The sequence below is a fragment of the Shewanella sp. YQ_9 genome (assembly GCF_043103185.1).
In the GTDB taxonomy this organism is placed as follows: Bacteria; Pseudomonadota; Gammaproteobacteria; order Enterobacterales; family Shewanellaceae; genus Shewanella; species Shewanella algae.
Window position 1 is genome coordinate 39636 of the sequence record NZ_JBICJO010000036.1, and the last position, 17241, is coordinate 56876.

A 17241-nucleotide genomic window follows, 5' to 3' on the forward strand; every position below is an offset into this window, starting at 1 on the left:
ATTAGCTTCATACACGCAATTCGCTATTGCTTAGGCTTAAACACCGCCTTTAATCTGGGATGCGCCCGCCCGCGAATAATACAAGCCACAGGATGCGGAAGACCTAAATCGGCAAAGGCCCACAAACAGTCCTGATTGTCAAAGTCACGCCCGACTATTGCCCCGCCTGGGGCAATTTTGGGATACCAGAGCCGTAATATCTGAGTCACGAACTCTGTGTTGGAACAACGATAGTCATATAGGTCGTAAAAGACGAAGTCCTGACTGGCATTGGAAAAATGTCCTGCCAGCTGTAAGGCATCCCCCTTGAGTAAGGTTAAACCCGAGTAACGGCGACAAATCCTTCTCGCCTTTCTCTCGTTCTCGGCATTGTTTGCATAGGCAGAGTTTCCGGGCTGATTCTGCCAAAGATCTATTCCTGTCAGTTGTAAACCGGGGTTAACCGATAGCATAGCCGCCGTGGAACGACCACTCTTGACTCCCAGCTCAACACCTCTCTGCCACCCTTGCTGGTTGAGCCAATGTCCTAAAGATCGACGCCAGAATTTTCTTTGTATCGTGGTGCCCAAGCAATAGTTGCGCATCTTCCGCCTCCAAATGAACCATAGGAAAGAAGCGAACTCTAATTGGACAAGTGTCTACGAATTGTCAGAGGGATTAAGGAAAGTGAGGGTGTTGTTAATTGAAGATAATCCGGATACTGCCGCCTTGATCGCCGAACAACTGCCGCAGTTGGACTGGGACTTCGCCAGAAACGGTAACCAAGGGCTGCAATTGGCGCTTTCGCATCACTATCAATTAATTCTGCTGGACCTGAATCTGCCAGGGCTAGATGGCATCAGCCTTTGCCAACAGCTGAGAAACCAAGGGATCGACTGTCCGGTAATCATGCTGACAGCCAGAGATACCCGTGAAGATATTCATACCGGGCTGATAACAGGTGCCGACGACTATCTGGTTAAACCCTTTGATACCCAGGAACTATGGCTGAGAATGCAAGCCGTTGTGCGCCGCACCTCAGGAGAAGGTTTCGCCTCAAGGCTGAGCTATAAGGAAATCTCCCTGGATCTCAAGCGCCGTGAAGTGTGGCGGGAAGGGGCGCAAATCAGTCTCAGCCCAGCCAGCTTTACCCTGTTAACCTGCCTAATGCGTCGCCCCAATCAAGTCATCAGCAAAGAAGAGCTGGAGTCGGCTCTCTGGCAGGACGGACTCCCGGATGAGGACATCTTGCGAAAGCACATCTATCTGCTGCGACAAAAACTGGACAAACCCTTTGCTACACCAAGGATCCAGACCATAGCCAAGATAGGGTACAAGTTGCAGTGACAACTTTTTCCATCGCCCACAAGATCAATCGCAGCTTTCTCAGAGGAGCCGCGCTCCTGATGTTGTTTTACTTTCTGGTAGTGGAGACAGGGGCCAGAGTGCTGGAAAATCGCTTGCACAGTCGCTATTTAACATTGATCGCCCCCAATGTGTTGGCACTCTATGACTCAGGTAACCTGGGAACCTTATCGGGCCAGTTTGGTGAGTTATTGACCCTGTACGAGCAACTTCCAGGCGAACTGGCACAAGAGTTCGGTTCACCTATCCCAGGTTTACACAACCTGCACCTCTCCGATGGCCGCGAATACAACTTGTTGGTATTGAACCATAAAGGCAAAAAACTGTACCTGTTGCAAAGGGTCGACCTGCTTGAACTCGAGGGCTGGGATGCCTTCATGGTAGATGCGATTTTGGTGTTTACCGCACTTGGATTGTTTGCCCTGGCGAGTATCTATATCAGTCATCAAGCCTCAGCGATTGCAGCGCCGTTCAGCCGGCTCACCAAGAAACTGAAAAACGAGCCGGAAAACCTCGATCCTGTAAGTATTGAGGACGATACCAGTGAATTTATTGAACTGCAGCACGCACTGAACAAAAGCCATAACGAGCTCAGCCAAGCCCTTGCCCGGGAACGCGCGTTTACTCATTACATCAGCCACGAATTTCGTTCACCTCTGACTGTGCTCAAACTTTCACTCCACAATCTCGCCCCAGAACGAGCCCAAACCCGGGAAAGGATCCGTCGCGCAGTCACCCAAATGGAGTCGCTGGCAGAAGTGTTATTGCTGCTGGCCCGGCGCAAAAAAACTGCTGAAGCCGAGTGGATGAAGTTGGATCAAGCCTTTATTGAAGCTCTGTTGCAACCTTTGACCCCACTACGTCAGGCGACAGACTGCGAGTTGGTAATGACAATAACGCCATTCAGGCTGCAGGCGCATCCGCAACTGGTGACTTCGCTGATCAGCAATTTGCTGCAAAACGCCTTTCAACACAGTGTTCAGGGCCAGGTCAGCCTGAAAGCCAATGCGCAATCTATCAGTGTTGGCAACTATGTTGCCGAGCCCCAAAGCCCTCATGATGGATACGGGGTGGGATTGGTGTTGGTAAGGGACATCTGCCGCCGTTACCATTGGGGGTTCCAAATATCTTCTTCACCACTGGGCTACTGTGCAACCGTCACTTTTCCCGCTGGAACGACTCTAGACAACTGAATCGGCTGCGACAATTCAGCGACACTTGGCTCTCTATTCTCCCGGTATTGACCATAGACCGGAGACCTGTATGTACTCACCCAGTGCGACACCAGCAAGCCTTATACTTCCAGGGCTGCTGTTTTTGGGACATCTGCTGTTGTTGAAAGCCGAGATGAATCAGGCGTTATTTATTCAAATTAACCAATTGGGACAAGCTTTTTCCGAAGAAGCGCTGGCACTTCTAACCGACTGGGGTAACGGCACCACGGCCGGTTCTCTCTGGCTCTTACTGCTGATGCGCCGCCCTCAATGGCTGACGGCGACTCTGCTTGCCTCGGTAACTTGTGCCTTGGTGATAAGCTTGCTGAAACACTATTTCAATGTAGGCCGACCGGCCATGTCAGTGGATGAGGCATATATAGTTGGAGAAGTACGTTTAAGGCATAGTTTGCCATCCGGACACACGGCGACTGTATTCCTTTTAGCCGGTTTGGCCTGGCAACTCTTCACTGACAGGTTTTGGGCCTGCTGCCTACTGGGACTGGCTATCTTGGTGGGTTTGTCCCGAATTGCTTTTGGCGCACACTGGCCGCAGGATGTCGCGCTGGGGGCATTGCTGGGCTGGCTGATAGCCATTATGGCCTGTCGGCTACAGCACAAACTTATACTGCCGCCTTCCTGGCAGTTACCCCTGCTGACACTACTGACTATCAGCGTGTTGACTGCGGCTGTTAAGCATCCTTGTGATTTCCCGGAGCAATATTGGTTGCACTGGCAACGCGCCTTGCTGCTAGGAGGTGCGCTGTTGGCCAACACCTGGCTGTTGATCACCCACTCTCGCTTCGGGCAAAACCACTCTGGGCCCTGCTCGAGTGTCCGGCGGACACCCGAATAGCCAAATCGGTCACTTTTTAAGGAAAGAGGACACTACTTCGGACACTTGTTGGAAGGTAGTTGCAAAAATAACAAACATAAACAATGCGTTATTTTTTGGCATGTTTTCTGCTTTAGCTGATAAGAGAAACAGTCGTCGACTGGCGTTGTGGAACTCGCCGGCCGCTGCTCTTTGTCACTATCTTCCTGATGGGCCATAGGCCCCTCCTTGGGGACCCTCTTCCCGACCGCAGGAAGCGCCCGCTGTAATGGCCCGGCCATTGGCGCTCCTGCTCCTTTTTCTTTTTTAAGGTCACTCACCCCGGCATAGCTACGGACTTCGCAATCAAACTCAGTTTGGCTCGCTTGCTCAACTTTTTTACCGCCATTTCCCGCCGCAAGGCATCACCGTGGCTGCCAATCTCTTCACGATAAACGAGTTGCAAAGGCCCGCGACCACGCAGATATTTGGCGGCTTTGGGGCCGCCACTCTGATGTTCCTGCAGGCGCCGGGTCACATCCTTGGTGATCCCTGTGTACAGTTCGCCCCCGGCGCAGCGCAGGATATACAACTGCCAGTTATCACCACTCATTCCAGTCCCAACAGGCCGAGGAAGAAGGCATATTCCAGCGCGGTATCTTCAAATTGCCGGAAACGTCCGCTCTTGCCGCCATGGCCGGCCTCCATATCCGTCTGTAATAACAGCAGATTGTCGTCCGTCTTGTACTCCCTGAGTTTGGCCACCCACTTGGCCGGCTCAAAATACTGCACCTGAGAGTCGTGCAGCCCTGTGGTCACCAACAGATGCGGGTAGGCCTGATGGCGAATGTTGTCATAGGGCGAGTAACTCAGCATATAGTCAAAGTAGGGCTTGTCATTGGGGTTGCCCCACTCATCATATTCATTGGTCGTCAGCGGAATCGACTCATCGAGCATGGTGGTTACTATATCCACAAAGGGCACATGGGCGGCCACCGCCAGGTAAAGACCCGGAGCCTGATTGACCACGGCGCCCATCAATAAACCACCGGCACTACCACCGGCGGCAACCACTTTGCCGGGTGCGGCATAACCCAGATCCAAAAGTGCCCGGGTAGTGTCTTCAAAGTCATTGAAACTGTTTCGTTTATTAAACAGCCTGCCATCATCATACCAAGGCCTGCCGAGCATCTCTCCGCCCCGGACATGGGCAATGGCATAGACCACGCCGCGATCCAGCAGGCTTAGAATAGAGGCGTCGAAGTCCGGCTCTATGATATGGCCGTAGGCACCATAACCGTACTGATAAAGTGGATTACTGCCGTCTTTACGGAACTTGTCCTTGCGATACACCAGAGTCACGGGCACCTGGGCACCATCACGGGCCGGGATCAGCAAGCGCTCGGCCTGATAGTTGCCGGGCTCGAAGTCCCCCAATACCTTTTCCTGCTTGAGTAGTTTGCGCTCGCCCGGCTTATCCAGTTGATAGCTGTAAATACTCTCGGGGGTAGTCGGGCTCGAGTAATATAACCTCAGTTCGCGACTGTGCTGGCTGGGATTGATATCCAGACCAACCACATAGGCCGGGTCATCAAAGGTCAATTCATAGCCCCGGCTGAGATCTGTATGGGGATAGACCTTGATATGGCTCAGCCCCTGGCTGCGGCTCTGTACTATCAGATAATCGTCCAGCAATAACAGGTCTTCGAGGCGCACCTCGGGATCATGGGCCAGCACCTGTTGCCACTTGCGCTTGTCGCCGGCATCGGCAGCCGTGGTTTTCATCAGCCTGAAATTGGTCGCCTGCCAGTTGCTGAGGATGAAGAATTCATCTCCACGCTTGGCGATGCTGTATTCGTGGCCCTCTTCCCGCGGCAGAAACGCCCGGAATTCGCCGAGCGGGGCGTTGGCATCAAGCAGGGAAACTTCACTGGTCGTGGTGCTCTCGTGGTGCAATACAATCAGGGATTCATCCAGACTCTTGCCGAGGGAGATATAGAAGGTATCGTCCTGCTCTTCATAAACCAGCACATCCTCGCCCTGGGGACTTCCCAGCTTATGCCGAAAAACCTGGTATCCCAACAGGGTCTGTGGGTCTTTGGCGATATAGAACACATAACGGTTGTCATTGCTCCAGACCACCCGGCCATCGACGCCCGTCAGCTTGTCGGCAAGCAGTTCACCGGTGGCAAGATCTTTAAAATAGACGCTGTAAATACGGCGACTTAGGGTATCCTCGGCAAAGGCCAGTATCTGCTCATCCGGGCTGACAGACACTCCGCCAAGGGCGTAAAACTCCTGCCCCTCGGCGCGCCGGTTAACATCTAGCAGCAACTGCTCTTCACCATTGAGCTCACGGCTTCTGGCGATCACCGGATACTCCAGCCCGGCCTCAAAACGGCGATAATACCAATGGTTATGCCAGCGATATGGCACGCTGCTTTCATCCTGCTCCAGCCTGGAGGTCAGCTCTTTAAACAGTTTCTGTTTCAGCGGTTCCCAAGGCTTAAGACGCGCGGCGGTATAGGCGTTTTCCCGCTCCAGATAGTCGATAACGTCCGGGGCCTTACGCTCATCGTCACGCAGCCAATAATAGTCGTCTGTCCTGGTCACACCGTGAAGACTCATGGTGTGAGGACGTTTTTCGGCAACCGGTGCCACCAGCTTATTTTCTGAATTCATTCCACTGCATCCGCACAGCCACAAGGCTGTGCCTAAAACCAACATCAGGGATCCTGCTCGACTCATCACTCTTCCTTAGCGTTAATATCAGCGGCCTACTCCCTCGACTACAGGCCGCCTGCATATAGTGACGCCGACCGGCGCCAACGGCAAGCCCTGCCATCTAAGCCCTACTCTCAAAGGCTCCCCCTTCACCCGCAGAAAATGTGACCCTGTCGCTTGTCATTTGTATGTAACAGGCGCATGCTGTTGCCGCCTGCCACATACAAGTAACAGGTCAATTCTCAGGGCGGGGTGAAATTCCCCACCGGCGGTAAATCGTGTCAGCGACATGAAAGCCCGCGAGCGCCCGCCAGATTCTGGCGGGGTCAGCAGATCTGGTGTCATCACGACCTAGCGTGACTATTCCAGAGCCGACGGTGTTGCCATTTAGATGGCTCAGTCCGGATGAAAGAGAATCAGATTGCCGCGAGGCGATCCGCTTAGTGATACATCTCTGCCAGCGGCAGAGAGGTCCGCTATTCCTTTCTTTGCCCTGATTCTGGAAAACCCAAGCCGTAATTTAAGGATTTTTACCATGAATCAGTCATTATTAGCGCCTTTTGGCACCCCGATTGAAAGAGTCGAAACCGCCCTGGAAGCATTGCGTCAAGGCCGCGGTGTTTTGGTGGTCGACGATGAAGACAGAGAAAACGAAGGCGATCTTATCTTCGCAGCCGAGAGCCTGACCAACGCCCAGATGGCGATGCTGATCCGCGAATGCAGCGGCATTGTCTGTCTCTGCCTTACCGACGAGAAAATCAAGGCGCTGCAGTTGCCGCCCATGGTGGAAAACAACTCCAGCCAGTTCGGCACCGCCTTTACCGTGAGCATTGAGGCCAAAGTCGGAGTCACTACAGGCGTTTCCGCTGCCGACCGGGTGACGACTATCAAGACCGCAATTGCAGACAACGCCAAACCGGAAGACCTGGCCCGCCCAGGACACGTCTATCCACTGCGGGCTCAGCCCGGTGGTGTGATGACCCGCCGCGGTCACACCGAGGGCACTGTGGACTTGATGCAACTGGCCGGCCTAAAACCCGCCGGAGTGCTGTGCGAAGTAACCAATCCGGATGGCACCATGGCCAGACTGCCACAAATCATTGCCTTTGGTGACAAACACGACCTGCCGGTTCTTTCCATCGAGGATATTGTCAGCTATCGCGAATCTCTGCTGGCCAACGCAGGCTAATAAACAAGCATTCTTTAACTATTTGATCAAAAGCGGCTTTATAGCCGCTTTTGTTTTAAACAAACTGGTAAACTTTGTTGCAACAAGGCTCACATTAACCCTCCACTTTTTAAGGTTTATTTTCGTGACCTAGATTAGAAATCCTTGAACAACGGGTCGCCCCCTGATAGGCAATATGTTACTTATCAAGCCTTATGGCCTGTATTCGAGTAGATTGCAGGCAGGTCTTTGTCAGTAGGATTTCAAGGAGAGCCATAGGTGTTAAGCCAACTGAGCCTAAAGCGCAAATTACTCTTGTTTGCCTTAGTGCCTGTTTTGGTTCTTAGTCTACTGGGTTGCGTGCGCCTGTTTGAACTGCTGCACAACTACCGTTTGGCCAGCCAAAGTTATCATGCTGTCGAGGTGGGTCGGCGCCTGGCCGATCTCATCTACGAGCTACAGCAGGAAAGGGGTCTCAGCGCCGCCTATATCACCTGTAATGGTGAATGCTTTGCCGACAGTCTGCAGGTGCAGCAGCAGCGGGTATCGGCACAGATAACAGCCCTGCAAAACTCTCCCCATCTGTTACAGCTCTCCAGACAACTCTCTCCTGCGGCCCAACATCTGTTGCAAACCAAACTGGAGGCTCTGCGGCTCGGCAAGCAGGCGCTGGAAAACAACCGGCTCGAACTCTTGAGCCGTGATGAGAGCGCCTCGCTGAATTTCTATTCCGATTTCAACTACGAACTCTTGCTGGGCATTGCCAATCTGCAATCCCTGTCGAGCAATGTGCAGCAGGCCAGAGCCTATGCCGACCTGGCCGCACTGTTGCGGATTCAGGAGTTGGCGGTGCGTGAGCGCGGCCTGATCAACGGCATGTTGCTGAAGCGTCAGTTCGACACCGACAGTTATGAGCGGCTGTTGGCATTGATAACAGAGCAGGATCAGAGCATAGATCTATTCCGCGCCAGCGCCATTGTGGAACACAAACAACGCCTGGAGGCTATGCTGCAGGACAGCAAGAGTCAGGCATTGAACAATGTCAGGGAGCAGCTGCGTCAGCAAGATGCCATCACGCGTCAGGCGCATAAGTTTGCCTCTTTGCTGGGGTATGGTGGCCTGCTGCATGAGTTCAAAAATTTCCTGCTGCGTGGCGATGGCCAATACCAACAAGGCTTTAACGCCAAGCTGGAATCACTGGAGCAGATCCTCGAAAAATTGAAATCGAGCAAGGCTCTGAGTGCCAATCAGCAACAGGCGATTGCCCAGATAAGGGACAAGCTCAACGAATATCGCCACAAGATGCAGCTGATAGCGGCCATGCAAAGCCGGGGCGCCAAGGTGGAAGAGATAGACCCCTTGGTGCAGATTTCCGACGATGAGATGCTTGATGCCCTGAAGGCCCTGAGCCAACCCAAGCCCCCGGTGACTCCCGAAGTCTGGTGGCAGTTGGCCAGCGAAAGGATCCGCCAGATGGATGCCATAGCCGACAGTGTTTCCGATGATATTCTCAATCTTTCCAACGCCCAACGCGGTCAGTCACTGCGCCTTATCGCCCTCTATCTGCTGTCGGCTGCCATCACTATCGGCCTGCTGTTGTTTCTTGGCCGGGCCCTGAGTCACAATCTGCTCAGACGTATCTATGCCATCGCCAACAACATGCGCTTGATGACCAAGGATCCCAATCTGGATCTAGATATCAAGGTCGAGGGCAAGGATGAATTGGCCGACATGGCCAAGGCACTGGGACAAATGCTCAGCGAAAGGCAAAAATCCTATCAACAACTGAAACAGGCCGCGGCAGTATTCGACTATTCCGGCGAGGGGATTGTCATCACAGATGCCGATAACCGTATTGAACTGGTCAACCCGGCATTCAGCCGCATTACCGGTTACAGCCTGGAAGAGGTCAAGGGCAAGAATCCTTCAATACTCAACTCCTATCGCCACGACAAGAGCTTCTTCAGCCAGATGTGGGACAGTCTGCTGACCAATAACAAATGGGAAGGCGAGATCTGGAACAGGCGTAAAGACGGCGAGATCTATCCTGAGTTTTTGGCTATCACCCTGGTGCGTGACGATAACAACAACATACTCAAACACATAGGTTTGTTTGTCGATATCAGCCACCGTAAAAAATACGAGCAGGACATCTGGTATCAGGCCCATTTCGATATTTTGACCAAGTTGCCCAATCGCAAGATGTTCAGCGAGAGGCTGCACCACGAGCTGTTGCAGGCCCATATTCATGGTCACAAACTGGCGATTCTGCTGATCGATCTCGACAGGTTCAAATATATCAATGATGTGCTGGGCCACAAACGCGGCGATCTCTTGTTGCAACAGGTGGCGAGAAGGCTGGAGTCACTACCGGATGAACAAAAGTTTGTTGCCCGCATAGGGGGTGATGAATTTGCCGTGATCCTGCCGCACTACAAGAACGATGCCGCCCTGACAGCCGTGGCCGACAGGGTTAAAGCCCTATTCGGCAGCAGCTTCGATATCGATGGCCAGGACACCCTGATCTCGGTCAGCTTTGGTATAGGTGTCTATCCCGAAGACGGCGATGACATAGATGCCCTGACCCGCAACACGGAAACCGCCATGTACAGCGCCAAGGACAATGGCCGTGACAACTACCAGTATTTCACCCCCAGCATGAACGCCAGCATGCTGGAGCGTTTGCAACTGGAGCAACGTCTCAGAAGCGCCGTGCTACATCAGGAATTTTGTCTGCATTATCAACCCATAGTCTCTATGGAAACCGGCCAAATCACCTCAGTCGAGGCGCTGCTGCGCTGGAATGACCCCGAATACGGCTGGGTTTCACCGGAGAAATTCATTCCCATTGCGGAGAATAATGGCCTGATAGAGCCGATAGGCGAATGGGTTCTGGAACAAGCACTGAAAGACCTCAGCCAATGGCATGCCGAAGGAATAAAACTGGATATGGCGATCAACGTCTCCAGCCGCCAGTGCATCAACGTCAGTGGGGTAAGCTTCGACACCTTGCTGGCCGAAGCCATCAAGCGTCACGGCATAGCGCCCGAGAGACTGCATATAGAGATCACCGAGTCCATGCTGCTGGACGACAGCCCCCATTGTCTGGAGGTGCTCAACAGCATTCGCCAACTCGGCGTGGCAATCCACATGGATGACTTCGGAACCGGCTTCTCCTCCTTGAGCTATCTGCGCAAGTTCCCTATCTCTGTGATTAAAATCGACAAGAGCTTTGTCGATAACGCCTTGGTGAATGAGGCAGATGCCAGCCTGGTGCGAGCGATAGTCATGATGGGCAAGAGCCTGGACTTGCAACTGGTGGCCGAGGGCATAGAGACCCGCGCGCAATGGATCTTGCTCAAGTCCATGGGTTGTGATTTTGGTCAGGGCTATCTGCTTTCAAGACCTCTACCTGCCAAGAGCCTGACCCCGATCCTCATCCAGGGAGAGTCCTTTATCCGTCAGCTTCTGGCATAAAAAAGCAGCCTTAAGGCTGCTCTCTTTTATAACCAGGTGGCCTTAGGCCATCTGTGCATTCATCACAGTCTCGCCACCTTCGCTCGCCAGTTGCATCAGATCCTTGTCCACCAGGAACAGCGCCTTGCCATCCTCGCCCACCAGGCGGATCTTGTCGACAATCGACTTGAACAGCTTCTCTTCTTCGTGCTGCTCGGCCACATACCACTGCAGGAAGTTGAAAGTGGAATAGTCTTGAGTCGTGAAGGCGGTATGAGCCAAGGCATTGATCTTGCTGGTGATCAGTTGCTCGTGCTCGTAAGTGTACTCGAACAGGGACAACAGGGATTCAAAATTGGCCTTGGGAGCTTCAATGGCACCCAGCAGAGGCATGCCGCCGGTTTCACTGACATAGGTGAACAGACGACGCATATGCTGCATCTCTTCATCGGCGTGATCCCGCAGGAACTTGGCCGCACCTTCAAAGCCTTTGTCTTCACACCAGGCGCTCATCTGCAGATACAGGTTAGAGGAGAAAAACTCCATATTGATCTGCTCGTTCAACTTATCAATCATGGCTTGTGCCAACATATCCTTGCCTCTCGTTTCTGGTATCTGTTTCATGGGCGCTATTGTTATCAAGGGGCACAACAAATGCAAGAATCTTTACCTAACGCAATGATTTATAATGAAAACACTTTTCATTTAACTTGAATTATCATTTGTTATTTGCCGCAATCTGCTGACTGTAAAAGGAAAAGCCTGCGCCCAGGGCACGAAAACTGGCATGCAGATCATAGTCATCCACTTTCAGCGTGGCATAATAGCCAACCAGGTTCAGTAATAGCTCAAATAAGGTTGCTCTATGTCCAAGCCGCAAGACGTCTGTGCCCATCCAGGGCTGATGCACCCGGATCTCGCTCTGCCCCTGCTACTCGAGCAGGTCACCCCGTTGGAAGATACCGAAACCGTGCAACTGTCGAATTCTCTGGGACGGGTACTGGCAGAAGACTTGGCCAGCAGCATAGACCTGCCGCCGTTCGATAACTCGGCGATGGACGGCTACGCCTATCGTTATGCCGACTTACCCGAGAAGGCCAGCCTGAAATTACTGGGCAGTTCCTTTGCCGGCCATCCTTTTGAAGGCCAGTATCAGCCAGGCGGCTGTGTCCGCATCATGACTGGCGCTCCTGTGCCTGCGGGTTTCGACACGGTGCAAATGCAGGAGAAAACCGAGGCCAATGGCGAGCTGATCACCATAGAACCTTGCAAGCAGGCCGGAGACAATGTGCGTGGCCGCGGCGAAGAGCTGCTGGCCGGCACCAAGGTCCTCAGGGCCGGCACTCTGATAGGTGCCGCCGAAATGGGGGTGATGGCCACCATAGGTATCAGCAGCCTTAGAGTGATCCGCAAGGTTAAAATCGCTTTCTTCTCCACCGGTGATGAATTGCGCCCCGTGGGTTCAGAGTTGGCTCCCGGCCAGATCTACGACTCCAACCGCTACTCGATTCAGGGCCTGCTCAGCCGTGCCGGTGTTGAGTGGCAGGATCTCGGCGTTATTGCAGATGATCCTGAGGCTATCCGTCAGGCATTTCGCAACGCCTCGGCCAGCGCCGATATGGTGATCACCTCAGGGGGGGTCTCGGTCGGTGAGGCCGACTTCACCAAGCAGATCCTCGATGAGGAAGGCAAAATAAGCTTCTGGAAACTGGCGATCAAGCCGGGCAAACCCTTTGCCCTCGGCCATATAGGCAAGGCGGTGTTCTGTGGTCTGCCGGGCAACCCGGTTTCATCCATGGTGACCTTCTACAAGCTGGTGTGGCCTTTGCTGCATAAACTGCAGGGGCTGCCACAACCAACCCCGCTACTACTGGATGCCAAATTGACCGCCCCCATACGTAAACAGCCAGGACGGGTGGAATACCAGCGCGGTATTCTGAGCCGCAACCAGGACGGGGAACTGGAAGTGGCGGTAACCGGCTCACAGGGTTCGGGCATGCTGACCTCCATGAGCCTGGCCAACTGTTTTATTATTCTGGAGCAGATGCAGGGCGACACCCCGGCGGGCACCAGAGTCACGGTAGAACCCTTTAACAGCGTGCTGTGCTGAGGCCGATATGAGCGACGAGATACTCACAGATGCCGAGATGCTGCGCTACAGCCGGCAGATCTCCATCAAGGCGATGGACATTGAAGGCCAGGAGAAGCTCAAACAGGCCAAGGTGCTGATGATAGGTGCCGGTGGCCTAGGCTGCGCTGCCGGTCAGTATCTGACGGTTGCCGGGGTCGGCCAGTTGACCCTGGTGGACTTCGACACTGTCGAACTGTCCAACCTGCAGCGCCAGGTACTGCACCAGGATGGCAATATAGGCCAGTCCAAAGTGGAATCGGCCAAAGAGAGCCTGAGTGCGCTCAATCCCCATGTTCAGATAGAAACCATCAATGGAGTGTTGGATGATCCCGAATTGGATCAACTGGTTGCCGAGCACCATCTGGTACTGGACTGCACCGACAATGTTGCGGTGCGCGAACAGCTCAATCGCAGCTGTTTTCGGCATAAGGTGCCCTTGGTGTCCGCTGCCGCCATCCGTATGGAAGGGGTGATCTCCGTCTTCGGTTATCAGCAACAGATGCCTTGCTATCACTGTTTCAGCAGCCTGTTCGGCGAGCAGCAACTCAGCTGTGTCGAGTCGGGTATTCTGGCGCCGGTCGTCGGTATGATGGGCTGCCTGCAAGCGGTGGAAGCCATCAAGGTGATAAGTGGTATAGGTAAGCCGCTCTATGGTCGTTTGCTGATGGTCGATGCCATGACCATGGAGTTTCGCGAGATGAAGCTGCCGCAGATCCCCAACTGCCCCGTCTGCGGTTGAGTCTGCAATATCAAGAGGCTGCCTGGGCAGCCTCTTTGATTGTCAGCATTTTTTTACTTGGCGTTAAGCCAGTCAGACTCAGGCAATACCCTGTCGACAATCCGGATCTCGGCAATATCACCGCGGAACAGATCGGCCACCTCACCGTCCCAACTGGAGGCGCCCACCATCCATTCGCCGCCGGGAATACTCACCAGCCCATGCTGCTCGGCTTCGGCGGTACGCATTACCCTGGAGTTGTCCACATACATGGTGGCGTATTGGCCGTCGTTGACTATGGCCACGTGATACCAATAATCCCTGTCCACTTCCCATGACCAGTTGCTGGGCCCCACGCCATTGCTGGAGGTGGAGATCCACTGGAACTCCTTGAGACTGGAGGCGGTCAGCGCCAGCGAAGGATCACCGCCGCCACAATCCAGCTTATGGTGTTCACACACCTGGCTCTGGCTGGGTTTATGGGCAAAGACAGCGCCCCAGGCATTTTCCGATGCCTGCCACTCTGGTGCCAGACGCACTATCATCTCTATGGTGTACTGCGGCAGAACACCCGCCTGGCCATCGGCAGAAACCAGCGTCGGTGCCTGGCTTGAGAGGTAATAGCCGCCCTGGGTGTTGCCGCCCTTAAAACGAGCCGCCCCAGTGGCGTGGCCGAAGCCAGGAGCTTCACCGAGCAGTTCAAACAATTGCTCCTGAGTGCCACTGCTGCCCGCCTTGGCCTTGAGGCTCAAGGTATTGCCGCGCCCGGAAAGATCCATAAACTGCACCTTGGTCGGGTCTGTACTGGTTAACTTATGCTCGGCATCGAATATCCAGTAGGCGAGTGTTCCTTCAAGCTTACCCGGACCTTCGGTTTCCACTTCCTGATTCAGCTTGGCAAAACGCTTTTCAAAGTCCAGGGGCTGTTCAAACTCCCAGCGTTGCAACACATCCTGCGGCTGCCTCTCTGCCTCCGGGATGGCCGCTACCCAAGGTGAGAATGAACGAAACTGCAACCGCTTATTGGCTTCATCGAAACTCACCAGTTGCAGCATACCGTTGCCACCCCAGAATCCCGATTGATAGTCCACCAAGATCATGACCACATCGCGGCCATAGCGGTTCTTGGCCACCATCTTGGCCTCGCCATGGTGATGGCCGTTAAAGGTGAGGAAGATCTGGTCATTGTCTTTGATCAACTTGTCCCACAGCATGGCGCCATTGTCGGTAAATATGGCGTTGTTGCCATCATCGGCCACATTCAACAGCTGATGGGTGGTGAGTATGGTCGGTGTTTCCGGGTGGGCATCCAATACCGACTGTGCCCAGGCTATACTGGCCGCCGAGGTACGCCAGTCGAGCGCCAGCAACAGATACTCGCGCCCACCGCCCTTGAAGAGGTGATAACTGTTGAAGCCGGTGGCATCTGTCCCCTGGAAACTGGCAAAGTTGTTTTGCTGCAAAGACGCCGGGAAATGCTTGAGGAAAGGCTCTGCCGCCAAGGTCCTGTCGCTGTCGAAGTTGCTATTGATATCGACCCCGGACTGACGGTAAGCCAGCACATCATGGTTGCCCGCCAATATGCTGTATGGGGTGGCTGGATTAGCCTCCAGAATGCTCATTGCCGCGCGGGCATTGAGCCATTCCTGCTCAGAGTCAGGCAGGTCGACCACATCCCCCAGATGCGCCGTGAAGACGATATTTTGTTGCTTATAGTTATCGGCAATCCACTGAGTTTGAGCGTTGTAGCGCTCGGGATTATAGCGGGAGTACTTTTGGGTATCGGGCATGACCACCAGAGTGTAACTCTCGGCTGCGGCTTGAGTGCCATTGTCGTTGTCTGAGTTACACCCCGTCAGGCCAAGCACTGCACCCAGAACCAGTGCTCCAATTGAGTGTCGCATGATATCTCTCCAGTTCAGGCTAGTAAGAAAGTCTGGATTTAAACAAGGACAGATGAAGCAAAATAAACACTTTTATTTCAAAATCATTAAGTTACAAACCATTATCAAAACACACAGGCGGACAACATAAGTCTCTATCACAACAAGCGCTTGATGGTTGGAAGATGTCGCACAGGGTTTTGGGCGATAGCGCCTTGTTGAGCTTGGTGTTTTTCTATATCGTGTGGCGCTTTAATCTCGCCTGAAATCTGCAAAAAGGAAATTTCCCGCTATGGACAACAGCCTGCGACGCAACTACGGCACCGATAAGGGCCTGATCAGTGCCGGCAAATACAACCTGGTCATCGGCCTGACCCTGATCTGGGGTTTTGTGGTCAACTATCTGATGGTGCTGAATATCGACCCCGAAATCATCGCCACTATTCCAATCTGGTTGTTCTTTATCGGCTACTTTGGCTGCTGTATGGCGGGTATCTATCTGTTCCAATCATCGGACAAGCCTGCAGTCAGCTTTCTCGGTTACAACCTGGTTGTTGTTCCCTTCGGTCTGATAATTAACCTGGTCGTCAGCGGCTATGACCCGACGCTGGTGTTGGAGGCGCTGCGGATAACGACTATCGTGACTCTGGCGATGATGATATTGGGTACCCTGTTTCCCGCCTTCTTTGCCCGCATAGCCGGCGCCCTGACCATAGCCCTGCTATTGGTGATCATTGTCGAACTGGTGGAGCTGTTTATCTTCAAGACCCATCACGGCATTCTCGACTGGATAGTGGTATTGATCTTCTGTGGCTACATTGGCTATGACTGGGGCCAGGCCAACGCCAAGGAAAAAACGGTCGACAACGCCATCGACAGCGCCGCTGCGCTTTATATGGATATCATCAACCTATTCCTGCGGATCCTGAGCATTCTGGGAAGAAGGAATTAACCCATGCGTTTACTCTTGCTGTTGCTGCTCCCCATGGCTTTTTCCTCTCTGAGCGCTGCCGAGTGCAGCACTCAGGCTCTGGCCAAGGCCAGGAGTGATTTCCAGCAAGGTTATGCCAAAGGCGAGTATCAACAGGCAACGGCGGCGCTCGCCGCCTTTCATCAAGAATGTGGCTATGAGTTGTTCCCCCAAATTAAAGGTGCAACCGAACCGGCCATCGAAGATGTTCGCCGCTACTACTGGCTGATAAGCGATCTCTTGCTGGGTCTGTCCCGCAGCGGTCAACTCAACGAATGCATAGCCCTGGCCGAATATGAAGAGCTCAATTGGGGCAGCCACTTTTATCGCCTCGGGGGTGAATCCGTGTTGGCGGCCCTGCAATACAACGCCGCCAACTGCAAGAGCAACAGAGAGCAAAAGCTCGGCAGTTTCAGTCAACAAACTTGTCCAATCGCAGGTGCTGCGGATGCGCTGGCTATTCCCTCAAGCTGGCAGATGGGCCAGGCCTGTTTGCGGCTGTTTCCGGGGCAAGCGGAAACCGAGTTTGACGCCGGCGATCAGATACCACCTTATGTCGAACTGATAACCGCCACTGAACGCCACAAACTGGCCTTTGCCGACGGCAAGCTTGGCAGTGGCGATTTTTGTGGCTTCTCTACTCTGGCTCTGGGCCGCGATAAGCAATTACGCATTTCGGGAAGTGGCGGATTCTGCTGGCAAGGCAGTGCTGTTTTTATGCTCGACTCTGTCTACCGCTTGCAGCAAGATAAACTGACCATAACAGACGAACTCTTCGTGCCGGTGCACTGAACCATGACAGTCAAAGGAAGGATGCCG

General features: G+C 53.5%; 14 protein-coding genes and 1 riboswitch. Of the genes, 9 read left to right on the top strand and 5 right to left on the bottom strand.

The window, feature by feature from the left end; translation table 11 throughout:
- Window positions 1-23: 23 nt before the first annotated feature.
- Window positions 24-584, bottom strand: coding sequence for a class I SAM-dependent methyltransferase (locus tag ACF8D4_RS11255; protein WP_062793345.1), 561 nt, complete (start codon window positions 582-584; stop codon window positions 24-26).
- Between the two features lie 88 nt (window positions 585-672).
- On the opposite strand from ACF8D4_RS11255, the gene ACF8D4_RS11260 reads away from it, so the two are divergent.
- The 3 genes from ACF8D4_RS11260 to ACF8D4_RS11270 all read left to right on the top strand — a co-directional run bounded on the left by ACF8D4_RS11260 (window position 673) and on the right by ACF8D4_RS11270 (window position 3414).
- Window positions 673-1326: a response regulator transcription factor gene (locus ACF8D4_RS11260; RefSeq protein WP_162173412.1), complete on the top strand. Its 654-nt coding sequence runs from the start codon at window positions 673-675 to the stop codon at window positions 1324-1326.
- On the top strand, window positions 1323-2537 hold the full coding sequence (locus tag ACF8D4_RS11265; RefSeq protein ID WP_062793344.1) for a HAMP domain-containing sensor histidine kinase: 1215 nt from the start codon (window positions 1323-1325) through the stop codon (window positions 2535-2537). The genes ACF8D4_RS11260 and ACF8D4_RS11265 overlap by 4 nt, the downstream gene beginning before the upstream one ends.
- Before the next feature lie 70 nt (window positions 2538-2607).
- Window positions 2608-3414 carry a phosphatase PAP2 family protein gene (locus ACF8D4_RS11270; protein ID WP_345869069.1) on the top strand — a complete coding sequence of 269 codons (807 nt, stop codon included), beginning with the start codon at window positions 2608-2610 and terminating at the stop codon, window positions 3412-3414.
- A gap of 295 nt (window positions 3415-3709) precedes the next feature.
- On the opposite strand, the gene ACF8D4_RS11275 is transcribed toward ACF8D4_RS11270, so the two are convergent.
- Window positions 3710-3985 carry a GIY-YIG nuclease family protein gene (locus ACF8D4_RS11275; RefSeq protein WP_025009207.1) on the bottom strand — a complete coding sequence of 92 codons (276 nt, stop codon included), beginning with the start codon at window positions 3983-3985 and terminating at the stop codon, window positions 3710-3712.
- Window positions 3982-6120, bottom strand: a complete 2139-nt coding sequence (locus ACF8D4_RS11280; RefSeq protein ID WP_392468709.1) for a S9 family peptidase — start codon at window positions 6118-6120, stop codon at window positions 3982-3984. Before ACF8D4_RS11280 ends, ACF8D4_RS11275 begins: the two co-directional genes overlap by 4 nt.
- A 210-nt stretch (window positions 6121-6330) precedes the next feature.
- A riboswitch (FMN riboswitch) is annotated at window positions 6331-6517 on the top strand.
- A 114-nt stretch (window positions 6518-6631) separates the two neighbouring features.
- Between ACF8D4_RS11280 and ribB the strand changes: the two genes are divergently transcribed.
- Together ribB and ACF8D4_RS11290 are read left to right on the top strand one after the other, a co-directional pair.
- Entirely contained in the window at window positions 6632-7285 is a 654-nt protein-coding gene (gene ribB / locus ACF8D4_RS11285; protein WP_025009206.1) for a 3,4-dihydroxy-2-butanone-4-phosphate synthase, read from the top strand.
- A 258-nt stretch (window positions 7286-7543) separates the two neighbouring features.
- Complete coding sequence (locus ACF8D4_RS11290) at window positions 7544-10741, top strand: EAL domain-containing protein (RefSeq protein ID WP_115389465.1); 3198 nt, start codon at window positions 7544-7546, stop codon at window positions 10739-10741.
- Window positions 10742-10783: 42 nt separating this feature from the next.
- On the opposite strand, the gene ftnA is transcribed toward ACF8D4_RS11290, so the two are convergent.
- Window positions 10784-11311, bottom strand: a complete 528-nt coding sequence (gene ftnA / locus ACF8D4_RS11295) for a non-heme ferritin (protein ID WP_028780740.1) — start codon at window positions 11309-11311, stop codon at window positions 10784-10786.
- A gap of 274 nt (window positions 11312-11585) precedes the next feature.
- On the opposite strand from ftnA, the gene moeA reads away from it, so the two are divergent.
- Both moeA and moeB read left to right on the top strand, forming a co-directional pair.
- Entirely contained in the window at window positions 11586-12830 is a 1245-nt protein-coding gene (moeA, locus tag ACF8D4_RS11300) for a molybdopterin molybdotransferase MoeA (RefSeq protein WP_028780739.1), read from the top strand.
- Between the two features lie 7 nt (window positions 12831-12837).
- Window positions 12838-13590: a molybdopterin-synthase adenylyltransferase MoeB gene (gene moeB, locus ACF8D4_RS11305; protein ID WP_093981755.1), complete on the top strand. Its 753-nt coding sequence runs from the start codon at window positions 12838-12840 to the stop codon at window positions 13588-13590.
- A gap of 53 nt (window positions 13591-13643) precedes the next feature.
- Here moeB and ACF8D4_RS11310 read toward each other — a convergent pair whose 3' ends face one another.
- Window positions 13644-15473 (bottom strand): LamG-like jellyroll fold domain-containing protein, encoded by a 1830-nt coding sequence (locus tag ACF8D4_RS11310; protein ID WP_392468713.1) that lies wholly within the window; start codon window positions 15471-15473, stop codon window positions 13644-13646.
- A gap of 271 nt (window positions 15474-15744) precedes the next feature.
- Between ACF8D4_RS11310 and ACF8D4_RS11315 the strand changes: the two genes are divergently transcribed.
- A complete protein-coding gene (locus ACF8D4_RS11315; protein ID WP_028780736.1) occupies window positions 15745-16404 on the top strand; it encodes a Bax inhibitor-1 family protein in 660 nt (219 codons plus the stop codon).
- A 3-nt stretch (window positions 16405-16407) separates the two neighbouring features.
- Window positions 16408-17214 carry a hypothetical protein gene (locus tag ACF8D4_RS11320; RefSeq protein ID WP_045283321.1) on the top strand — a complete coding sequence of 269 codons (807 nt, stop codon included), beginning with the start codon at window positions 16408-16410 and terminating at the stop codon, window positions 17212-17214.
- Window positions 17215-17241 lie beyond the last annotated feature (27 nt).